The organism is Streptomyces sp. NBC_01476 (assembly GCF_036227265.1).
In the GTDB taxonomy this organism is placed as follows: domain Bacteria; phylum Actinomycetota; class Actinomycetes; order Streptomycetales; family Streptomycetaceae; genus Actinacidiphila.
Genome location: NZ_CP109446.1, coordinates 522730 through 542855 on the forward strand (window position 1 = coordinate 522730; position 20126 = coordinate 542855).

General features: G+C 72.3%; 18 protein-coding genes. 12 read left to right on the forward strand and 6 right to left on the reverse strand.

Annotation, left to right across the window (positions count from 1 at the left end; genetic code table 11):
* The first annotated feature begins 26 nt into the window (after positions 1 to 26).
* From OG552_RS02290 to OG552_RS02325, 8 genes are all read left to right on the forward strand, one after another.
* A complete protein-coding gene (locus OG552_RS02290; RefSeq protein ID WP_329129112.1) occupies positions 27 to 1034 on the forward strand; it encodes a hypothetical protein in 1008 nt (335 codons plus the stop codon).
* A gap of 39 nt (positions 1035 to 1073) precedes the next feature.
* Positions 1074 to 2372: a hypothetical protein gene (locus OG552_RS02295; RefSeq protein WP_329129114.1), complete on the forward strand. Its 1299-nt coding sequence runs from the start codon at positions 1074 to 1076 to the stop codon at positions 2370 to 2372.
* 37 nt (positions 2373 to 2409) lie between these two features.
* Positions 2410 to 2835 carry an effector-associated constant component EACC1 gene (locus OG552_RS02300; protein WP_329129115.1) on the forward strand — a complete coding sequence of 142 codons (426 nt, stop codon included), beginning with the start codon at positions 2410 to 2412 and terminating at the stop codon, positions 2833 to 2835.
* Positions 2832 to 3959, forward strand: coding sequence for a caspase, EACC1-associated type (locus tag OG552_RS02305; RefSeq protein WP_329129118.1), 1128 nt, complete (start codon positions 2832 to 2834; stop codon positions 3957 to 3959). The genes OG552_RS02300 and OG552_RS02305 overlap by 4 nt, the downstream gene beginning before the upstream one ends.
* A gap of 484 nt (positions 3960 to 4443) precedes the next feature.
* Positions 4444 to 5724 (forward strand): quaternary amine ABC transporter ATP-binding protein, encoded by a 1281-nt coding sequence (locus OG552_RS02310; RefSeq protein ID WP_329129120.1) that lies wholly within the window; start codon positions 4444 to 4446, stop codon positions 5722 to 5724.
* A complete protein-coding gene (locus OG552_RS02315; protein ID WP_329129123.1) occupies positions 5717 to 7528 on the forward strand; it encodes an ABC transporter permease/substrate binding protein in 1812 nt (603 codons plus the stop codon). Before OG552_RS02310 ends, OG552_RS02315 begins: the two co-directional genes overlap by 8 nt.
* Before the next feature lie 270 nt (positions 7529 to 7798).
* The gene (locus OG552_RS02320; protein WP_329129125.1) at positions 7799 to 8095 is read left to right on the forward strand and encodes a putative quinol monooxygenase; all 297 of its coding nucleotides are present in this window, start codon (positions 7799 to 7801) and stop codon (positions 8093 to 8095) included.
* A 121-nt stretch (positions 8096 to 8216) separates the two neighbouring features.
* The gene (locus tag OG552_RS02325) at positions 8217 to 8627 is read left to right on the forward strand and encodes a BlaI/MecI/CopY family transcriptional regulator (RefSeq protein WP_329129127.1); all 411 of its coding nucleotides are present in this window, start codon (positions 8217 to 8219) and stop codon (positions 8625 to 8627) included.
* Between the two features lie 53 nt (positions 8628 to 8680).
* Here the strand turns inward: OG552_RS02325 and OG552_RS02330 are convergent, their stop codons facing one another.
* Both OG552_RS02330 and OG552_RS02335 read right to left on the reverse strand, forming a co-directional pair.
* Positions 8681 to 9523 carry an ABC transporter permease gene (locus tag OG552_RS02330; protein ID WP_329129129.1) on the reverse strand — a complete coding sequence of 281 codons (843 nt, stop codon included), beginning with the start codon at positions 9521 to 9523 and terminating at the stop codon, positions 8681 to 8683.
* Entirely contained in the window at positions 9520 to 10449 is a 930-nt protein-coding gene (locus tag OG552_RS02335; protein WP_329129130.1) for an ABC transporter ATP-binding protein, read from the reverse strand. Before OG552_RS02335 ends, OG552_RS02330 begins: the two co-directional genes overlap by 4 nt.
* A gap of 407 nt (positions 10450 to 10856) precedes the next feature.
* On the opposite strand from OG552_RS02335, the gene OG552_RS02340 reads away from it, so the two are divergent.
* Positions 10857 to 11684, forward strand: a complete 828-nt coding sequence (locus tag OG552_RS02340) for an alpha/beta fold hydrolase (protein WP_329129132.1) — start codon at positions 10857 to 10859, stop codon at positions 11682 to 11684.
* Between the two features lie 91 nt (positions 11685 to 11775).
* Here the strand turns inward: OG552_RS02340 and OG552_RS02345 are convergent, their stop codons facing one another.
* Positions 11776 to 12216, reverse strand: coding sequence for a cupin domain-containing protein (locus tag OG552_RS02345; RefSeq protein ID WP_329129134.1), 441 nt, complete (start codon positions 12214 to 12216; stop codon positions 11776 to 11778).
* Positions 12217 to 12448: 232 nt separating this feature from the next.
* Positions 12449 to 14431, reverse strand: coding sequence for a galactose-binding domain-containing protein (locus OG552_RS02350; RefSeq protein WP_329129135.1), 1983 nt, complete (start codon positions 14429 to 14431; stop codon positions 12449 to 12451).
* 277 nt (positions 14432 to 14708) lie between these two features.
* Between OG552_RS02350 and OG552_RS02355 the strand changes: the two genes are divergently transcribed.
* Genes OG552_RS02355 through OG552_RS02365 form a run of 3 tightly spaced genes read left to right on the forward strand, consistent with a single transcriptional unit; the run spans position 14709 to position 17701 of the window.
* A complete protein-coding gene (locus OG552_RS02355; protein WP_329140502.1) occupies positions 14709 to 15554 on the forward strand; it encodes an oxidoreductase in 846 nt (281 codons plus the stop codon).
* Between the two features lie 3 nt (positions 15555 to 15557).
* Entirely contained in the window at positions 15558 to 16229 is a 672-nt protein-coding gene (locus tag OG552_RS02360) for a TetR/AcrR family transcriptional regulator (protein WP_329129137.1), read from the forward strand.
* Positions 16226 to 17701, forward strand: coding sequence for a VWA domain-containing protein (locus tag OG552_RS02365; RefSeq protein ID WP_329129139.1), 1476 nt, complete (start codon positions 16226 to 16228; stop codon positions 17699 to 17701). The genes OG552_RS02360 and OG552_RS02365 overlap by 4 nt, the downstream gene beginning before the upstream one ends.
* A gap of 40 nt (positions 17702 to 17741) precedes the next feature.
* On the opposite strand, the gene OG552_RS02370 is transcribed toward OG552_RS02365, so the two are convergent.
* Positions 17742 to 18806 (reverse strand): chitinase, encoded by a 1065-nt coding sequence (locus tag OG552_RS02370; protein WP_329129140.1) that lies wholly within the window; start codon positions 18804 to 18806, stop codon positions 17742 to 17744.
* 126 nt (positions 18807 to 18932) lie between these two features.
* On the reverse strand, positions 18933 to 19712 hold the full coding sequence (locus tag OG552_RS02375; RefSeq protein WP_329129141.1) for an SDR family oxidoreductase: 780 nt from the start codon (positions 19710 to 19712) through the stop codon (positions 18933 to 18935).
* Positions 19713 to 20126: the final 414 nt, after the last annotated feature.

The following is a 20126-nucleotide window of genomic DNA, read 5'->3' on the forward strand; positions in this document are numbered from 1 at the left end:
CCGTCGGTGGACCTGGAGGGGGAGAGATGGCAGACACAGACGTCTTAGGGATGCCCGGCTGGAAGGGCGGTGACGCCAACGCAGCTTATCTGGACAAGATCCTGCGGCACCGCCCGATCGAGATCGCGCTCGACGACCGGGTCGGCTGGCGCGCGATCCTGCAGTTGTTCGTCGCCGCGTTCATCGCCTCGCTCGTGGTGTATCTGCCGTTGCTCTTCCTGGGTCTGATCGCGGCCCTGGTCACGCAGAGCGGAGCCGGTTTCGCCGCCTTCTTCGTGCTGGCGAACGTGGTCTCGGGCGTCACCTTCTGGGCGGTGCTGCTCGGCTCGCGGCTGACCGAGCCGATCGCGGAGTGGCGGGTGCTGCTCACCGACCGGTACGACCGCACCGACTCGGTCTACAGCAAGATCGCGGGCACCCTGCGGCAGCGGGGCATCCCGATCGCCGCCGCCAACCGCCCGGTGTACACCGGCGTCGGGGCACGCCAGGTGGCCAACCGGCTGATCCTGACCGAGGGCAACTGCAACGCGTATGTGTCGGTGTTCGGTTACGGATCGAGCCTGTACCTCGGCTGGCAGATGTGGCGCTCCCGGCGCGGTTACACGCTGATCGGGAAGTTCGTGGTGGACGTCATCGGCGGGGTCCTCGGGCGCAATGGCCCCGAGCAGTCGATGCTGCGCACCGAGCGGGTGCGGGCGATGCGCGAAGCCGTGCACGCGGCCTGCCGCGAGGGGCTGAGCAGCGCCATCGACGGGGTGGACGTACCGGTGTCCTTCGGCTTCCCGGCGGGCCTTCCGCCGATCGTCGAGGAAGGCGCGAAGGCGGCCCCCGTCCCCGGACAGGGCCCGGCGTTCGCCACGCACGGCCCGGCCTACACCCCGCCTCACGGCACCCCGGCGTACGGCGGCACGCCCGCCGCCGGGACGCCCGGCCCCGGTCCCGGCCCCGGTCCCGGTCCCGGTCCCGGCCACGAACCGGGCCGCACGCAGAGCTGGGGCCCCGACACGGCACCGCCCGGCGGCCCGCGGCAGTAGCCCCGGACAGGCACACCAGGACACACAGGGGGAACGACGATGGCACCGCAGGGGGTGCTCATCCGGTCCACGCCCGGCGAGAGCTGGGCGTGGACCGCGGTGCGGCTGGCACCGGCCACCGATCTGCGGGACGCCCGCGGTTACGCCGACCTGACCGAGGAGCAGCGGCGGACCGAGGCCGTCGGGCGCGAGCGGGACTGGCTGGCGCATCAGTGGGTGCCGGGCGGTTCGGTGCGCTTCGAGATCAGATACCTCAGCGATCCGCCCACCGGTGAGATCCGTTGCGCCCTCATCGGCCAGGTGCACGCCGCCGATCCGCGGGGCGCCGAGGCCGCCGCCATCGCGCTGCGGGACCGGCTGGGCCGGCCGCCGCCGCACGTCAGGGCGGTGCCGGTCCAGGAGGCCGCGGAGGTCGCAGGACTGCTGGCGCCGCTGGGTCCCGCCCCTGACGCCCTCGCGGAGATCCGCAAGGTGATCGCCCGTGGCCCGATCACTCGCTGGACCGTCCGCGGTGAGCAACTCGGCCTGGCTGTCCCACCGTTGGGTGGCGGCGGACGAGTGTCGTGGGAGCCGGTGTGGAGCAGCCTCGCCCGCCGGCCGCGCCGCACGATGCTGAGCGTCTGCCTCGAACCCTGGTCGGCGCCGGCCGGATTCACCGCGCGCCTCACCCATATCGCGCAGGCTTACGGCGTGCTGGCCCGGCCGGGCACACCGGACCCGATCTGGCAGCGGCCCGTACCGCCCGACCCCTTCTCGCAGTACGCCGAGGGGGTCTGGGCGGATGCCGCCCGCCGCTACGGCGAACGCGGTTACCGGATGCGGATCAGCCTCGCCTCGGAGGGTCCCGCACCGGACGGCGACCGGCTCTTCGAACTCGCCGAGGAGGTCGCCCGCACCGTCTCCGCGCCGGCGGGGCCGGCGGGCGGGGGATTTCCGGGGCTTCCGGCGCCGCCCGGGGCCGCCGTCGTACGCCGTCCCCCGCCGTGGGAGGCAGCCGCCGCGACCGACAATCTCCTCGGCCTGAACCGCAGTTGGCTGGAGGAGACCTACTGGCAGGGTGTCCCTGCCCCGGCCCGGCAGGAGAGCGGACAGGTGCTCGGCCACCCGGGCACCGTACGGATACTGAGCGACCTGCTGGACCTGGACGAGGCCGCGGCCGCGTTCCGCCTTCCGTACGCGGTGCCCAACAGGCCGCCGCTCTTCGCCGAATGGGCGGAACCCCCGGAACCCCCGGGGCCGCCGGGTGCACCGCCCGGCCCGGTGGAACCGCCGCCGTCTCCCCTTGGCGACCTGCCGGGGTATCCCGGGGCCGGGTTCGGCCCGCCGTACGCCCGTTGACAGCCGCACCCCACCGCTGAGAGGTCCGCCGCACACCATGACGGAAGAAACGATGCCGGCCGCGGGCCCCGCGCCCGGGAAGCTCGCCTTCGCCTTTCCCGGCCCGCCCGCCGAGGCGGACGCGCTGAGCCGCGGGCTGGCGCACTGGATCGACGAGACCGGAGAGTTGCGCGGTCTCGCACGGTTGCGGCTGGTCGCGGCGCGCACCGGGGAACAAGGCGGTGCGGCCGAAGCCGTCGAGATCGCCACCGTGGCCGCCCCGGTGGTCAGCGCTGTCACCACCGCCTTCTTCGTCTGGCTCGGTCAGCGGGTGAAGAACCAGCGGGTGACCTTCGACCTCCAGCGCCCGGACGGCGCCCGCGTGAAGCTGTCCGCGGCCAGCGCCGCCGAGGCCGCCGCGCTGGAGCCGGTGGTCCGCTCCTTCCTCGACGGCGGCGCCCAGCAGGGTTCCGCGAACCCGTGACGCACTGGGCGGTGCGGCTCCCGGACCGGATGGCGAGCCGGGCGGTCCTGGTGGGCACCGCGACACACGTCTCCCCCAGCGACCTCACGCCCATGCCGCAGGCGACAGGCTCCGTCCGGGAGGTGGCCGCCGCGCTCACCGGTCCGGCCGGCGCGCTGCACCCCAGCGGGGTGCGCTGCGTCTTCGACCCGCGGTCGCGTGACGAGGTGCTGGACGCCGTCACCGCCGCCTGCACGGCCCCGGGCACGGACCTGCTGCTCTTCTCCTTCAGCGGGCACGGCCTGATCGGCGAGGGAGGGCGGCTCTGCCTGGCGCTGACCCGTTCGGTGGACCGGGAGAGCGAGGCCGCGCGCACCGGACTGCCCGCCGACGACGTGCTGCGGCTGCTGGGCGCTTCCACCGCCCGTCACAAAGTGGCGGTGCTGGACTGCTGTTACTCCGGGCTGGCGCTGGATACGGCCGCCACCAGGGGAGTTCATCTCCTCACCGCGACCGACGCCCGGCACAAGGCCCGCTACGAGCCGGGCGAACGCGTCACCGGCTTCACCAGGGAACTCCTGCGGCTGCTCGGCGAAGGCGTCCCGGACGGGGGTGAGCTGCTCGACCTCGGCACCGTCCACCGCCAGTTGGCGGTCATGCTCCCCAGTACCGCGGTCCGCGCCGACGCGCCCCTGGACCACCGCTATCCCGCGCCCCGCCAGCGTGCGGTGGACGGCAGCGCCGATCTGGCCCTCGCCCGCAATCCGGCGTTCGGCCGGGGCACCACACGGGCCGGTCTGCGCTCCCGGGCCCACTTCGCCGACCGGGTGCTCCAGCTCAGCCGCCCCGACGACGACGCCCCTTTCGGCCGGCCCGACCGCGCGCTCCAGGCGGTGCGGCTCTTCGCCGCCATCACCGCGGACGCCACCGCCTCCTGCGGCCCCACAGACCCGGACACCCTCGACTACGCCCGCGCCCATGCCACCGCGGTCGCCCTCAGCGGCGACCCGGCCGGCGCGGTGCGGCTGCTGGAGACCATGCTGGCGGCGCCCCCTCCCCCGGGCGCTCCGCCGGCGCCCGAGGCGGCCCTCGCCGAGACCCGCAAGGCCCGGGACCACTGGGCCCGCCGGACGGCGGCCGGCTGACCGCCGGCGGGGCCGGCTACGGAAGCGTCTCCCGTGGATAACGGCTGGGCAACGATGGCGCGATGGCAAAGCGGAACCTATCGGACAAATTCCCGCCCGCTCGCGCCGCCTTCCAAACAAAGGACCCGCCCCCACCTCCAGGGACGCCGGCCGCCGAGCGCACCCGGACCACCACACACGGCGACGGTCGCAAAGGCCGTGCAAAGCGGGCATCCACCGCATCGGGTACCCCGGCGGCGTGACCTGGCTCACTTCTCCGACCCTGCCTGGTTTTCCCAGCCCGGGGGCCGGGGTACGGGGTCGGCCGGAGCCGTTCGAGGGGCCGCTCCGCCGCCGGACCGCGCGCTGGGAACCGGGACCGGCGGGCCGTTAGGTTCGGAACTGAACCGGTTACTGCGGGTTTGTACCGGATGCGCGCCGTGTCGCGCCCGTCCATCCGCCCCGGCTGCCGGTTCGGTCCTGTCACCGGCCCCGAAAGGCAGTTGTGTCGAAGCTCGTCGCCGAGCATGTGTTCAAGGTCTTCGGACGAAGGCCGGAAGAGGGCGTCCGCCGTGTCCAGGAGGGCGCCGACCGGAGCCAGTTGCGTGCGGAAGGCACCACGGCAGCCGTCATCGACGCCTCGTTCGAGGTCGGGCAGGGCGAGATCTTCGTGGTCATGGGCTTGTCCGGCTCGGGCAAGTCCACGTTGCTGCGGATGCTGAACGGCCTGTCGGAGCCCACCTCCGGCCGGGTGCTGTTCGACGGACAGGACCTGTCGGCCCTGTCCCCGAAGGCCCTGCGCGAGCTGCGCTCCCACCGGATCAGCATGGTCTTCCAGCACTTCGCGCTCTTCCCGCACCGCACCGTGCTGGAGAACGCCGGCTACGGCCTGGAGGTGCAGGGCCGCCCGCGCCGGGAGCGCGAGCAGAAGGCGGCCGAAGCGCTGGCGCTGGTCGGTCTGTCGGGGTGGGAGGAGTCCTGGCCCGATGAACTCTCCGGCGGGATGCAGCAGCGCGTCGGCCTGGCCCGCGCATTGGCCACCGACGCCGACCTGCTGCTGATGGACGAGTCCTTCTCGGCACTCGACCCGCTGATCCGCCGTGACATGCAGGATCAGCTGCTGGACCTCCAGCAGAGGCTGCGCAAGACCATCGTCTTCATCACCCACGACCTCAACGAGGCCATGCGGCTCGGCGACCGGATCGCCGTCATGCGCGACGGGCGTGTCGTCCAGACCGGCAGCGCCGAGGACATCCTGGTCGACCCGGCCAACGACTACGTGGCCGGCTTCGTGCGGGGCGTCGACCGGTCCCGGGTGCTCACCGCGGCCTCGATCATGCAGCAGCCGCGGGCGACGGTGGACCCGGGCGACGGGCCGCGCGCCGCGCTGCGCGCCCTGCGGACCGAGCAGGCGTCCGCCGCCTTCGTCGTCACGCCCGGCCGCACGCTGGTCGGCACCGTCACCGAGGAGAAGGTGGCCGAGGCGCTGCGCGGCGGCGACGGCCCGGTGCGGGACCTGATGGACACCGACTGCGTCACCACGCACGGCGACACTCCGCTGGCCGAACTGCTCACCCCCGCCTCCCAGTCGAAGCTGCCGCTCGCCGTGGTGGACGGCAGCGGCCGGCTCACCGGTGTCATACCGCGGGTCACCCTGCTCGCGGCGCTCGGCGACGAGCCGGAGACCGTGGTCGGCCTGAGCCATGCCGCCGCGGCCCCGCCCAGCGCCGTCGGAGCCGCCGGCCCGGCCCCGGCCGGCACCGGGAAGGAGGCCGACCGTGCCTAGGATCCGTCTCGGCGACCGGGCCGAGGACGTCGTCAACTGGCTCACCCATCACGCCGCGTGGCTCTTCGACCTCATCAGCGCCGTCGTCAACCATATGTACGACGGCGTGGAGTGGGTGCTCGGCGGGCCCTCGCCGCTGCTGATGGCGGGCATCCTCGCGGTGATCGCCTTCTGGATGCGCGGTGTGACGGCCGGGGTGCTCTCCTTCGCCGGCTTCGCGCTGATCGACTCGGTCGCGCAGTGGGACCAGGCGATGCAGTCGCTGTCGCTGGTCGTCGTCTCCGCCGTGGTGGCCCTCGTGCTCGCGGTGCCGCTCGGCGTGTGGGCGGCCCGCAGCCGCACGGCCGGTGCGGTGGTGCGGCCGGTGCTGGACGTGATGCAGACCCTCCCCGCCTTCGTCTATCTGATCCCGGCGATCATCTTCTTCAGCCTGGGCACCGTGCCCGCGGTCATCGCCACCATCGTCTTCGCGATGCCGGTGGGCGTCCGGATGACCGAGCTGGGCATCCGGCAGGTCGACGGGGAACTGGTCGAGGCGGCCGAAGCCTTCGGCACCCCGCCCGGCCGGACCCTGCTGCGCGTCCAGTTGCCGCTGGCGCTGCCGACGATCATGGCGGGCGTCAACCAGGTCATCATGCTGGCACTGTCGATGGTCGTCATCGGCGGCATGGTCGGCGCCCAGGGCCTCGGCTCCACGGTCTTCGGCGCGATCAGCCAGGTGAACATCGGCCTCGGCTTCGAGGGCGGCGTCGCGGTGGTGATCCTGGCCATCTACCTGGACCGGATCACCGGCGCGCTCGGCGACCAGGTCTCACCGCTGGGGCGCCGGGCCCTGGCCGGGCTGCGCGGCTCGGTGCACGGCTTCGGTGTGCTGCGCTACCGGCCGCGGCCGGCCGTGGGCCTGTCCTGCGTGGTCGCGCTGGCGCTGGTTGCCGGCGGTGCGGGCGTCTTCGGTGGCAGCGGCTCCCCGGGCGGCCCGGTGACAGCAGGGCAGAACACCGGGAAGGGACAGTCGGTGCGGATCGGCTCCTTCAACTGGGACGAGTCCATCGCCTCCGCCAACCTGTGGCAGCAGGTGCTCACCGACCGCGGCTACAAGGCGCAGGTGAGCACGTACGACCCCGGCGCCGCCTTCACCGGCCTGGCGAGCGGATCGCTGGACTATCTGACGGACGCCTGGCTGCCCACGACACATGCCTCGTACCTCCAGCAGTACGGGAAGGACTACACCGACCTGGGCACGTGGTACGACCGCACATCGCTGGAGGTCGCGGTGCCGTCCTACGTCAAGGGCGTCAGGACGATGGCGGATCTCAAGGGCAGGAGCAAGGAGTTCGGCGGCAAGATCATCGGCATCGAGCCGGGCGCCGGCGAGATGAAACTGCTGGCGTCCAAGGTGCTGCCCGGCTACGGGCTGGACAAGGAGTACCAGCTGGTCAGCAGCTCCACCGCGAGCATGCTCGCCGAACTCGAACGCGACTACGCTCGGCACAAGCCGGTCGCCGTGGTGCTCTGGTCCCCGCACTGGGCGTACAGCACTTACCACCTCACCAAGCTGGGCGACTCCAAGGGGCTGTGGGGTCCCGGCGACGCGATCCACGATCTCGCCAACAAGCAGAGCGGCGCGAAGCTCTCCCAGGTCAGCGCGTGGATGCGGAGGTTCCACCTGACCGAGGCACAACTCGGCTCACTGGAGGCGTCGATCCAGCGCGCCGGCCAGGGCGGAACCGCCAAGGGCGTGCGGGACTGGATCGAGAAGAACCCGGCAGTCGTCCAGAAGATGGCGCCGGTGAAGGGGGGCTGACCCCCGCTCCCGGCCGGGCGGTCGTGACGCGCCCTCCTCGCGGCCGGTGGCCGCGGGGAGGGCCGCGCTCCGGTGGCGGCGTTTCCTGGCGGCCTGCGGACGGACCGCGGATGTCCGGCCGGTGCGACCTGCGGCCGGCGACCAGCGGCCGGCGTCCGCCGGTCCCGGCCGGGGCGCTGCTAGATTTGCGGCTTTCCGCCCCGACCATCACCTTCGCGCCCACCCGGAGGACCGGGCGGAGTACACACCGGCCCCTGAGGGAGAAGCACCGTGCCCGAGTTCCTGGTCATCGCCCACCACACCATCGCCGCCGACCAGGATGTGGACGAAGTCCTCGCCGTCTACCCGAAGCTGGCGGCGGCCACCCGCGCAGAACCCGGGAACGTCTCCTTCGCGGTCTTCCGTCAACTGGACGACGACCGCGAACTCGTCATCCTCGAACGGTATGTGTCGCGGGACGCGGCCGAAGCGCACCTGCGGACACCCCACTTCAAGGAGTTCGTCCTCACCCGGCTCGTACCGCGCCTGGAGAACCGGTGGTCCGAGAAGTACGACGTCCCCGAGTGACCGCCCCTGGCGGCATGCGGGACCGGCCCCCCGGCTGCCCCGGCCCTCGCCTGCCGGAGTCCGCCGTCCGGGCCGGAACGTGCTCGTCTACAGTGACGTAGACCTCTGTGCGACCGGAGCGATGGATCAGGAGAACGCCGATATGCCCCAGCCGGGCACCCCGCGCCGCCGCTCCGGGGAACTGGAGGCCGCGGTGCTGGCGGCCCTCTGGGCGGCGGGTGCGCCGCTGACCCCTGCCGCGGTGCGAGACGCGCTCGGCGGCACGCTCGCCCGCAACACGGTCGCCACGGTCCTGTCCCGGCTGCACCGGAAGGGTACGGTGGCCCGCGCCAGGACCGGGCGGGCCTACGCGTACACACCCATCAAGGACGCCGCGGGTCTGGCGGCCGGGCGGATGCACACCGAACTGGCCGGCCGGGGCCGGGACCGGCACACCGTACTGGCCCGGTTCGTGTCGCAGCTCTCCCACGACGACGAGGAGTTGCTGCGCCGGCTGCTGGCCGGCACCGGCCCGGGAACCGCGCCGCACTGACCGTGGCCCCGGCCGCGGCGAACCACGGCCGGGGCCAATCGCCGCTGGGCGGCTCAGGCGTCGCGCCGCTTGAGCAGCACCGCCGCGCCGGCCAGAGCGGCCAGCGCGTACAGGCAGAAGACCCCGAAACCGGTCCACGGGGCCAGCGTGTGCGCCTCGCGGTGCAGGGCGATCACCGCCTGCCCGGCGTTGCCCGGCAGGTACGGGCTGATGCGGTCGCCCCAGGAGGCGGGCAGCGCCTCGGCCAGCACCGGGAGGACCAGCAGCAGGCCGAAGACGGTGGCGATACCGCCCGCGGTGTTGCGGACGAGGGCGCCGATCGCGACGCCGAGCAGCGCCACGACGGTCAGATAGAACCCCACGCCGAGCACTGTCCGGGTGACACCGGGGGCGCTCAGCGAGGTGTCGATGTGCTGGGAGGAGAGCAGGGCCTGCCCGATCAGGAAGGCCACCAGGGCGCCGGCCGTCATCAGCACCCAGGTGACGGCCGAGTACAGCGCCGCTTTCGCCCAGAGCACCGGCAGCCGGCGCGGTACGGCGGACAGCGTGGCGCGGATCATGCCGGTCGCGTACTCCCCGGTGATCACCAGTACGCCGAGCACTCCGACCGCGAGCTGCGCGAGGAAGAAACCGCGCAGGCTGGTGAGTGCCGGGTTGAAGTCGGCCCGCTCGTGGACGGACATGTGCGGCCAGCGGTTGGCGGTCACCGCGCAGAAGAGCGCGCCGAAGCCGATCAGCGCCACCACGGCGGCGATCAGGGTGTAAAAGGTGGACCGCAGGGTGCGCAGTTTGATCCACTCGGAGTGCAGCACGCGGGCCTGGGTGACCCGGGCGCGCGGGGCCGCCGGCCGGGCGGGGGCCGCGGTGGGAGCCGTGGCGGGGGTCGTGGTGGTCATACGGGCTGTCCTTCCGGCTCGCGCGCGGGCGTCTGGAACTCGACGGAGTCGCGGGTGAGTTCCATGAACGCCTCCTCCAGCGAGGCCTGCTGCGGGGTGAGTTCGGCCAGTGCGATGGCGTTGTCGGCGGCGATCCGACCGATCCGGTCGCTGGTGAGACCGGTCACCTCCAGGACGCCGCCACCGGTCGAGGCGACCGTCACGTCCGGGCCCGCCAGCAGCCGCATCAGGCTGTCCGCGTCATCGGTACGCACCCGCACCGAGTTGCCGGCCGCGTCCCGTACGAACTCGGCGACGGAGGTGTCCGCGATCAGCCTGCCGCGGCCGATGACGATCAGGTTCTCCGCGGTGAGCGCCATCTCGGACATCAGGTGGGAGGAGAGCAGGACGGTGCGGCCCTCGGCGGCGAGGTCCTTGAGCAGATTCCGGATCCAGAGGATGCCCTCGGGGTCGAGGCCGTTGACCGGTTCGTCGAGGACGAGGGTGGCCGGGTCGCCGAGCAGGGCGCTGGCGATGCCGAGCCGCTGGCCCATGCCCAGCGAGAAGCCGCCGACCCTTTTGCGGGCCACGTCGCGCAGGCCCACGATGTCGATCACCTCCTCCACCCGGCGGCGCGGGATGCCGGTGGTGGTGGCGAGCGCGAGCAGGTGGTTGAAGGCGCTCCGGCCGGTGTGGATGGCGCGGGCCTCCAGCATCGCGCCGACCTCGCGCAGCGGCGCCGGGTGGTCGGCGTACCGCTTGCCGTTCACCGTGACACCGCCCGAGGTCGGCGCGTCCAGGCCGAGGATCATCCGCATCGTGGTGGACTTCCCGGCGCCGTTCGGACCGAGGAAGCCGGTCACCGCGCCCGGCCGTACGGTGAAGCTGAGATCGGCGACCGCGGTGCGCTCGCCATAGCGTTTGGTCAGGGCGTGGGCTTCGATCATCGGTGGTCCTTGCGGGTGGGTGGGCCGGCGGGGCGGTATGCCCTCATCGTGCGGCCCGGCCCCCCGCCGCGGCGACACCCCACGGGCGGATTCCGCTTGCCGGCGGGTGCGACCTCAGAGTGAACGGGGGTACGACCGGCGTCGTATCAGGGCCCGCTGCCGCGGCGCGCCGATACGGGGCTTTGCGGGTAGCGTGGTCTGAGGTGATTGACCCATTCGGGGCTTTCGCCACGGCCTGTGCCGATATGGCCATGAGCGCCGCGCGCCGGCGCGTCCGCGGCCCGGGCAGGGCGCCCACGCGGCCGTTCGCACAAGTGAACGTGGACCCGGCTTCCCGTACCGCCGCCGCGCAGCGAGCGCCGGCACCCGTGGCATCGCCGGTCGATCCGATCGAAAGGAACCACGCCATGCCCTTCATCACCGCCAAGGACGGCACCCAGATCTTCTACAAGGACTGGGGCTCAGGACAGCCCGTCGTCTTCAGTCACGGCTGGCCGCTGACCGCCGACGTCTGGGACGCCCAGGCGCAGTTGATGGCCGACAACGGCTTCCGGGCGGTCTTCCACGACCGCCGCGGCGGCGGACGCTCGGGGCAGCCGTGGGACGGCAACGACCTCAACACGTACGCCGACGACCTGGCAGCCCTGATCGAAACCCTCGACCTGCGCGACATCATCCTGGTGGGCCACTCCACCGGGGGCGGCGAGGTGACCCGCTACATCGGCCTGCACGGCACCGACCGGGTCGCGAAGGCCGTGCTGCTGGGCGCGATCCCGCCGCTGATGCTCAAGACCGACGCCAACCCCGAAGGGCTGCCGCTGCAGGTCTTCGACGAGATCCGGGCGGGCGTCGCCAACGACCGCTCGCAGTTCTACGAGGACCTCAGCGCGATGTTCTACGGCGCCAACCGCGACGGGGCGAACGTCTCCCAGGGCACCCGGGACGCCTTCTGGCTCTGGTCGATGTCGGTGGGCATCAAGGGCGCCTACGACTGCGTCAAGGCGTTCTCCGAGACCGACCTCACCGAGGACCTCGGGCGCTTCGACATCCCCACGCTGATCATCCACGGCGACGACGACCAGATCGTCCCCATCGTCGCGGCCGGCGACAAGTCCTCCAAGCTGGTCAAGGACGTCACGTACAAGGTCTACCCGGGTGCTCCGCACGGCTTGTCGCAGATCGCGCCGTTCCGTGACCAGTTCAACGCCGACCTGCTGGCTTTCGCCCGCAGCTGAGGACCGGGCCCCCTCACAGGCCCGCCGTGCCCGGGCGCGAGGGGCGGGGCTCACTGGCCGCCGGACGCCACTGACCATCGGGCGCCGGCGGCTACGGGGACTGCAGCAGGGTGAAGTCCGCGAAGTCGAAGCCGGGGCTGACCATGCAGCTGACCAGCACCTCGTGGTCGGCGGCCGGTTCGGCCCGCTGCCAGTGCCCGGCCGGGATCGTGACGTGGAACTGCTCACCGCGGTCGAGGTCCGGGCCGAGGAGGTGGTCGGTGAGCGAGCTGGGCGCCGGGCCCGGTGCGCTGGTCTGCAGGCGGAGCGGGCCGCCTTGGTGCCAGAGCCAGATCTCGTCGGAGGCCACGCTGTGCCACTGCGAGCGTTCGCCGGGGGCCAGCAGGTAGTGGATGAGGGTCGCGGAGGAGCGGGTGCCGCTGCCGGAGGGGTGCGGCAGTTCGACCCCGGAGGCGTAGATCCTGCGGTACCAGCCGCCCTCGGGGTGCGGGCTCAGGTCCAGCGCGCGGGCCAGTGCGGGAGGGTGCGCCATCGGTGGGTCCTTCCTCCGCCGGGGCGGGCGCGCCCGACGGGAATCGTCAGCGGTCGCCCGCGAACGTACCCGCAGGCGGCCCGCGAGCGCGATGACGTGCGTTCCCCGGGCGCGTTGACCAGTTGGGCGTCCGGGGACAGCGGCAAGGTCCCGCGGACGGCACACCGGAGGACAGCGAGCCGCCTCATGGACCGCACGCGCGCCGGGGGTCCATGAGGCGGCGAACGGGGGGTCAGGCGCCGTAGACCTGGATCTCGGAGAGCTGTCCTGCGGGCCAGCCGGTGTTGCCGGTGAAGGTGAGCCGCACATAGCGCGCGGTGACCGTGGCCGGCAGGGTCAGTGTCGCGGTGTTCCCCGACGCCGGGTCGAAGGTGCAGCCGGTGGCGCCGAGGACCTGCGGCGGGTTGCCGCCGTCGGCGCCCGCCTGCACCGAGACGGTCTGCGTGCGGGTCGCCCAGGCGGTGGCGGGCGGCAGAGTGAGCACGATCCGGCGTACGCCGAGCGCCGAGCCGAGGTCGACCTGGAGCCACTGCGGGAAGGCGTTGTTGGCGGACTCCCAGTAGCTGTTCGGGTCGCCGTCGGTGGCGTTGCCGGAGCCGTAGACCTGGGTGTGGCTGCTCTCGGAGGTCGGGCGGTGCAGCGCCAGGTTGGTGTTCGGGGAGCTGCCCGCGTCGGTGGTGGCGCTCACCTGCCCGGACGGCCCGGAGACATTTCCGGCCGCGTCGAGTGCCTGTACGTCGTAGGTGTAGGCGGTGGACGGGCTCAGGCCGCTGTCGGTGTACGCGGTCGCGCCGCCGGTGACGGTGCCGACGACGGTCGCGGTGCCGCCGGTGATCCGCCGGACGCGGTAGCCGGTCACCCCCACGTTGTCCGTCGAGGCGTTCCAGGCGAGGGCGATGGAGGCGCTGGTGTGCCCGGTGACATGCAGATTGCCCGGCGCGCTCGGTGCGCTGGTGTCGCCGCCGCCGGAGACCATCGGCTGGGTGGGGCGGGTGGCGGTGAGCGCGAGCTGTCCCTTGAGCATCCGGCCGCCGTCGCCGGTCAGCCGCAGGTAGTAGTCCGACGAGCAGGCCGTACCGTCCTCGTCGAGCGCCAGGAAACCGGAATTGGTGGGGGTCCACGCCTGGGACTCGGCGGTCTTGGCGATCTGGTTGCCCTCGTTGAACTCGTCGAACATCGAGATGTAGATGCCCTGCACCCCGGCCCGCACCATGTTGTAGAACTGCCGCCACATGAAGTCGCCGTGGGCCCGCTGGCGGCCCGAGACATCGCCGGGGAGCACGCACGGCTGGTAGTCGATGCCGTGCGCGTCGCAGTCCGCCTGGTCACCGACGGTGTAGGTGGCGTACGCGTTGTCGGAGTCGCCGGAGTTGCCGATGGCGCCGACCATCCACGGCGAGATCATGTTGAAGGCGTGGTAGACGTCGGAGTAGCCGGTGCGGGTGCCCGCGCCGCCGGTCCGCCACTCGCGCGGCACCCCGCCGATGACGTAACAGCCCTGCGACTTGAACCAGTTGATGACGTCCAGGCAGGCGTCGGTGGAGAAGGGGTGGTTGTTGTCGTTGAAGCCGAAGCCCCAGATGCAGACGACGGGCTTGCCGTTCTGCCGGGCGTAGGCGGGGGACGCGGTGTGCGCGGACATCTTGCTGGTCCAGTCCGTCTTGATCTCGGACTGCATGGTCGTCCAGCCGGAGACGTCGTACATGATGTAGAACTTCCGCCCGTGCGACTCGGCCGCGCTGCGCACCTTGGTGGCCATCGCGTCCCGCGTCGGACCTTCGCCGCCGGTGGGGTTGAAGCGCTGCAGGGCCGCGGTGTCGATGCCGTACTGCTGCAGCCACTGGAAGTGGGTGTCCACGGTCTGCTGGTCGTAGGAGGAAAAGAGGGTGGCGGGCCGGCCGTTGCCAAGGTTGGCGTAAGCGGTCTGGTAGCCGTGGGTGTAGTCCCGCATGTCGGGCCAGCACTTGATGCCGGTGTTGGACGGTGAGGGCGACTGCCCCCAGTTCTGGGTCCAGTGCCACCAGCCGTTGATCGGGGCGCCGTCGCCGATGCAGGCGAACCAGCCCTGGTAGCCCACGGTCACCTTGCCGACCACATCCCCCGGCGGGCTCGCGGCCGCCGCGGCGCCGGCCGTCGCGGTCTGCGTGGCCCCGACCGCGCCAGCGGCTCCGACCGCGACGGCGGCTTGCAGGAAGACCCGGCGTGAGACACCCATCTGGACTCTCCTCCGATCGGCTGTCAACTCCCGTCGCCGCGAGGGCCCGTGGGGTTGGCTGCGGCGTGAAAGCCTGGCGCGGGGGATCGTAATGACGGGGTTACCGGAGCGCAATACTCCGCGCGTCAGGCGAAATAATTGACACACAGGACGCAAGAACGCTTGCCTCTCGCCCGCAGCGCAGGACTCCCCTGGCGCTTTCCGAACTGGTCGTTTAGTTTGGTTGGGAGGGAAAAACGTACGGTCAGCGAAGGGAACGACCGCCATGAACGAGCACGTGAAGACCTGGTTCATCACCGGGGCCGCCCGTGGTTTCGGCGTCGAACTGGTCCGCGCGGCACTCGCCCGCGGCCACCACGTGGTCGCCACCGCCCGTGACTCCGCCCGGATCAAGGAGCTGCTGCCCGACGCGGGCGACCGGCTGCTCGCCCTGGACCTCGACGTGACCGACCCGGCCGCCGCCCAGCGCGCGGTCGGCACGGCCGTGGACACCTTCGGGCGGATCGACGTCGTGGTCAACAACGCGGGACGCGGCCTGCTCGGCGCCGTGGAGGAGGCGTCCGACGAGGCGGTCCGGGCGGTGTACGACGTGAACGTCTTCGGCACGCTCAACGTCCAGCGGGCGGTGCTGCCGGTACTGCGCGCCCAGCGCTCCGGCCATGTCGTCAACATCAGTTCCGTCGGCGGTCTGGTCGGCTCTCCCGGCTGGGGCATCTACAACTCCACCAAGTTCGCCGTGGAGGGCTTCACCGAGGCGCTGAGCAGGGAACTGGACCCGCTGGGCGTCCATGTCACCCTCGTCGAGCCCGGCTACTTCCGCACCGACTTCCTCGACGCCTCCAGCCTGCACACCGCCGGCACCGAGATCGCCGACTACGCCGGCACCGCCGGCGCGATGCGGGAGACCGCGACCCGGGTCAACCACAGCCAGCCGGGCGACCCGGTCAAGGCCGCCGCCGCGATCGTGACGATCACCGAGGCACCGCGGCCCCCGCTGCGGCTGCTGCTCGGCTCCGACTGCGTGGCCAACGTCGAGACCAAGACCGGCTCCCTGCTCGCGGACATCGAGCAGTGGCGCGACCTGTCGCTCTCCACCGACCACGACGACGTCGCGGCGGCCTGAGCGGTGGCACTCACCGACGAAGGCGCGCGGGCGGCTGACGGCATCCTCGCCCACCCCAGGTCCGCCCGCAGCATGCGCTCCCACGACGCGGCCATCGCCGCCACCCGCGAACTGCTGGCCGAGGGCGGCCTGCCGGCCGTCACCGTGGACGCCATCGCGGACCGCTCCGGGGTCAGCAAGGCGACCCTCTACAAGCACTGGCCGTCGAAGACCGCGGTGGCCGCCGAGGCGTTCGGCACACAGATGGCCGAGGCGGTGCCGCTGCCGGACACCGGGACCGCCCGCGGCGACTTCACCGAGCAGATCGTGCGGGTCAGCGCCTTCTACGCCAGTCCCGCAGGAGCCGTCTTCGCGCAGCTGCTGGCCGCCTGCGTCGGCGACCCCGAAGCGGCCCCGTACTTCCGCCGGTTCTTCCTGGCCCGCCGCCGCGAGGCCATCCGCACGCTGTGGGCGAGGGCGCTGCGGCGCGGCGAGGTCGATCCCACGGTCGATGTCGAGACCGCCATCGACGTGCTCTTCGGCCCGCTGGTCTTCCGCCGGCTCAGCGGCCACCAGCCGCTCACCGAGGCCGGGGCCGCGGCCGTCGCGCACGCGGCGCTGGACGGGTTGCTCGGGGGCGCGTCCGTGCCTTCCCCGGGTCGGCCCGCCGGGGAAGGCGGCAGACTGGGGGAATGACGTCCAAGGCGCTGAGCAAGGGTGCGAATCTGCCGGTCGAGGCCGGCGCGGTGCGAGTGGTGCTGTCGTGGGCGGAGAGCCCAGGGGTGGACGCGGACGCCTCCGCGCTGCTGCTGACGGCGGCCGGCAAGGTGCGCGACGACGGGGACTTCGTCTTCTACAACCAGCCGGTGCACGCCTCGGGCGCGGTACGGCACGCCGGGAAGTCCAGCCGGGGCACGGTGGTCGAGGACGCGGTGGAGGTGGACCTCGCCCGGCTGGAGCCGGCCGTCGACCGGGTGGTGCTCAGCGCCTCCGCCGACGGAGGCTCCTTCGGCGGCATGCGCGGGCTCGTCCTGCGGCTGCTGGACGCGGCCCAGGGCACCGAGCTGGCGTCCTTCGACATCACCGCGGCCGGTGAGACCGCGCTGGTGGGCGGTGAGCTGTACCGGCGCCAGGGCGGCTGGCGGTTCCGCGCGGTCGGGCAGGGGTACGCCTCGGGCCTGGCCGGGCTCGCCACCGACTTCGGGATCACGGTGGACGCGGAGCCGCAGCAGGCCCCTCAGCCTGCGCAGCCGCCGGCCGCGCCGGCACCGGCGCAGTACGTGAAGCCGGTCCAGCCCGTACCGCCGATGCCGCCCGCGCCCCCCGCTCCCGCGCCACCGGCCGCACCGCCCGCTTCCGCCCCGGCGGCGGCAGCCCCGGCGGCTCCTTCGCCGGCCCCGCGGCTGACCAAGGGCGAGGAGCACCTGCCGATCGACATGCGCAAGCGCCTCTCGCTGCGCAAGGAGCAGGTCGCGGTGAGCCTGCGGAAGCACGGCGCGGCCGGGGTCACCGCACGGATCATCCTGGTGCTGGACGCCTCCGGCTCGATGACGCAGCTGTACGCGAAGGGGGCTGTCGGCCGGGTGGTGGAGCGGATGGCCGCGGTCGCCGCGCAGCTCGCCGAGGACGGCACCCTGCGGGCGTGGACCTTCGCCCGCAACCCGGCCCGGCTGCCGGATCTCACCATGGGCGAGCTGCCCGAGTGGATCGAGCTGCACGTCCGGGTGGGCGCGATCTCGGTGTTCGGGCGGAAGAAGCCGCCGCGCGGGATGAAGCCGGGACAGGTCGACATGCGGCAGGTCGGCATCCAGAACGAGGAGCAGAAGGTGATCGCGGAGGTGCGGAACTACGTCCGCGAGCACCCGCGGCCCGAGCCGACCTTCGTGCTCTTCTTCTCCGACGGCGGGGTGTACCGGAACGCCGAGATCGAGCGGGAGCTGCGCGAGGCGGTCGAGGAGCCGCTGTTCTGGCAGTTCGTCGGCATGGGCCGGGCCGACTACGGCGTGCTGGAGCGCTTCGACACACTGCCGGGCCGCCGCGTCGACAACGTCGGCTTCTTCGCGGTGGACGACATCGAGCAGCTGTCGGACGAGGAGCTGTACGACCGCTTGCTCACCGAGTTCCCGTCCTGGCTGAAGGCGGCCACGGTGGCGGGCATCCTGCGCTGAGCGATGCCCGCCGGTGGGGTCCGGCGGGCATCACACCGGGTCAACGTCCTTGCAGTGCCTTGACGTTGTCGCCGAAGGTCCAGTTCTTCGAACCGTCCCAGTTCAGTGACCAGGTCATCAGGCCCTTGAGGCCGTTGTTGTAGGTCCGCCATGCCTGGGAGACCAGGCCGGTCGGCATGTAGCCGCCGCCGGCGCCCGGTTGGGCCGGCAGCCCCGGCACCTGCTTGTCGTAGGGGACTTTGACGGTGGTGCCCTGGACGACCAGCCCCGCGTTGAGGCAGTCCGTCTGGCGGGTGAAGCCGGTCACCGTGCCGGCCTCGTAGGAGTCACCGGAGCAGCCGTACATACTGCCGTTGTAGTACTGCATGTTGAGCCACCAGAGCCGGCCGTTGTCCGCGTACTTCTTCACGATCGGCAGGTAGGCGCCCCAGATGGAGCCGTAGGTGATGCTGCCGCCGGTGACGTAGGCCGTCTCGGGCGCCATGGTCAGGCCGAAGCCGGCCGGCATCTGGGCCAGTACGCCGTCGATGATGCGGATCAGGTTGGCCTGCGAGGTGGAGAGGGTGGAGATGCTGCCGCTGCCCACCAGGCCGGTCTCGATGTCGATGTCGATGCCGTCGAAGTTGTACGTCTTCAGGATCGGTACGACGGTGGCCACGAAGCGGTCCGCGACGGCGCTGGAGCTGAGGTCGATGCCCGCCGCGGCGCCGCCGATGGACATCAGGATGGTCGCCCCGGCCGCTTTGGCCTGGCACATCTCGGCGGGGGTGGCGACCTTCACCCCGGTGTCCATCCCGTCCTGCCAGAGCACGGTGCCGTCGGAGCGGATGACCGGGAAGGCCGCGTTGATGACGTTGTAGCCGTGCTGGGCGATCCGGCTGTCGGTGATGGGAATCCAGCCGAGCCCCGGGTGGACACCGTTGGCGGCGCCGTCCCAGTTCTCCCAGTAGCCCTGCAGGACCTTGCCCGCCGGTTTCGGTTTCGCCGCGCAGGTGTCGGCGCTCGGCGCCGCGTGGGCCGCGTGGGCCGCCGCCGCGACCGGGATCTGCGCGAGGAAGGCCATCGCCAAACCGGCCCCGAGCAGCCGTAACCTCCGACCGATCATGCTCTGCTCCCTTCCCGTCGTTGGCCCGTGGGCCACGCGTTGGTAGAAGCCGCCGACCGGAGCGTAGGAGTGGTCTCAACCACCCGTCAATAGGTCTGGACCAACTACGGGTGGGGGGCGTGGGGTTCATGTGGTGGTGACGAAACCACCGTCGATCGTGAAGTCGCTGCCGAGGACGTTGGCGGCGCGGTCGCTCGCCAGCAGCAGGACGAGTTCGGCCACCTCGTCGGGACGGGAGAACCGGCCGCTGACGATGGCGCCGGTCGCCTGGGCGCGTACCTCGGCCGGGGACATGCCGGTCGCTTCGGAGACGGTGGCCGCGACGCCCTCGCCGCCGAGCCACAGGTCGGTCTCGACCGGGCCGGGGCTGACGGTGTTGACCCGGATCCCGCGCCCGCCGAACTCCTTGGAGAGCGCCTTGGAGAAGTTGACCAGTGCCGCCTTGCCCGCGGAGTAGTCGATGACCAGGGGGTCGGGGAAGACCGCGTTGACCGAGCCGATGCTGACGATCGAGCCGCGCCCGGTGTCCAGCATGAGCGGCAGGATCGCCCGGGTCACCGCGACCGCGACGAGCAGATTGCGGTCGATGCTGGTCCGCCACTGCTCGTCGGTGATGGACAGGAAGCCGCCCGGCCGGGCCGGCGCGTAGCCGACGTTGTTCACCAGGATGTCCACCCGGTCGCCCGCGGCCTCGGCGAGCGCCGCGACGCCCCGCGGGTCGGAGAGGTCGGCCCGCACCGAGCGGGCGCCGTACTTCTCCACCAGCGCGTCCAGCTCCGCGGAGCCACCCCGGGAGGCGGCCACCACCCGGGCGCCGGCACCGGCCAGGGTCCGCGCCACGGCAAGTCCGATCCCCTTGCTGGCCCCCGTCACGACGGCCACCCGGTCCTGCAGCTCTTCGGTCACGTGCCCCACGTCCTCTCGCCGGGCGGCATGGTCACCGCTCCCCCACAGCATCGGGGGTCGGGCGGGCCGGGCGCATCCGCAACCCGGGATTCAGCGGCCGGTCCCACGGTGGAGCGGACCGGGGGCGCGCGTCCTGCCGACTGCGGAGTGCCGACGTATTGGACACAGAGCGTGACTGCGGGCGCAGACGGCCGGTCCTGCGGGCGGCGGACGCGTTTCCGGCCGGACCGGGCCGGTGTCACGGCCGGCAGCCGGATGGGCAGGGGACCGCGGGAAGGCCGGGCCGGGGTCCGCTCACCGCAAATGCCCCGGTTCAGCCCCGCGACCAGGCACCTCTCCCCCGGCTGGGACTGCGCCGCCACGCCCGGCGTGCATACGATAGGAATGCCGTGCTTCGGAACGGCACCGGAACAG

Coding starts and splice junctions, on each gene's coding strand:
- OG552_RS02330 (WP_329129129.1), bottom strand. CDS start 9,523: ATGACCACCACGACCCCCGCCACGGCTCCCACCGCGGCCCCCGCCCGG.
- OG552_RS02340 (WP_329129132.1), top strand. CDS start 10,857: ATGCCCTTCATCACCGCCAAGGACGGCACCCAGATCTTCTACAAGGAC.
- OG552_RS02370 (WP_329129140.1), bottom strand. CDS start 18,806: ATGATCGGTCGGAGGTTACGGCTGCTCGGGGCCGGTTTGGCGATGGCC.
- OG552_RS02300 (WP_329129115.1), top strand. CDS start 2,410: ATGACGGAAGAAACGATGCCGGCCGCGGGCCCCGCGCCCGGGAAGCTC.
- OG552_RS02350 (WP_329129135.1), bottom strand. CDS start 14,431: ATGGGTGTCTCACGCCGGGTCTTCCTGCAAGCCGCCGTCGCGGTCGGA.
- OG552_RS02335 (WP_329129130.1), bottom strand. CDS start 10,449: ATGATCGAAGCCCACGCCCTGACCAAACGCTATGGCGAGCGCACCGCG.
- OG552_RS02325 (WP_329129127.1), top strand. CDS start 8,217: ATGGATCAGGAGAACGCCGATATGCCCCAGCCGGGCACCCCGCGCCGC.
- OG552_RS02345 (WP_329129134.1), bottom strand. CDS start 12,216: ATGGCGCACCCTCCCGCACTGGCCCGCGCGCTGGACCTGAGCCCGCAC.
- OG552_RS02290 (WP_329129112.1), top strand. CDS start 27: ATGGCAGACACAGACGTCTTAGGGATGCCCGGCTGGAAGGGCGGTGAC.
- OG552_RS02295 (WP_329129114.1), top strand. CDS start 1,074: ATGGCACCGCAGGGGGTGCTCATCCGGTCCACGCCCGGCGAGAGCTGG.
- OG552_RS02365 (WP_329129139.1), top strand. CDS start 16,226: ATGACGTCCAAGGCGCTGAGCAAGGGTGCGAATCTGCCGGTCGAGGCC.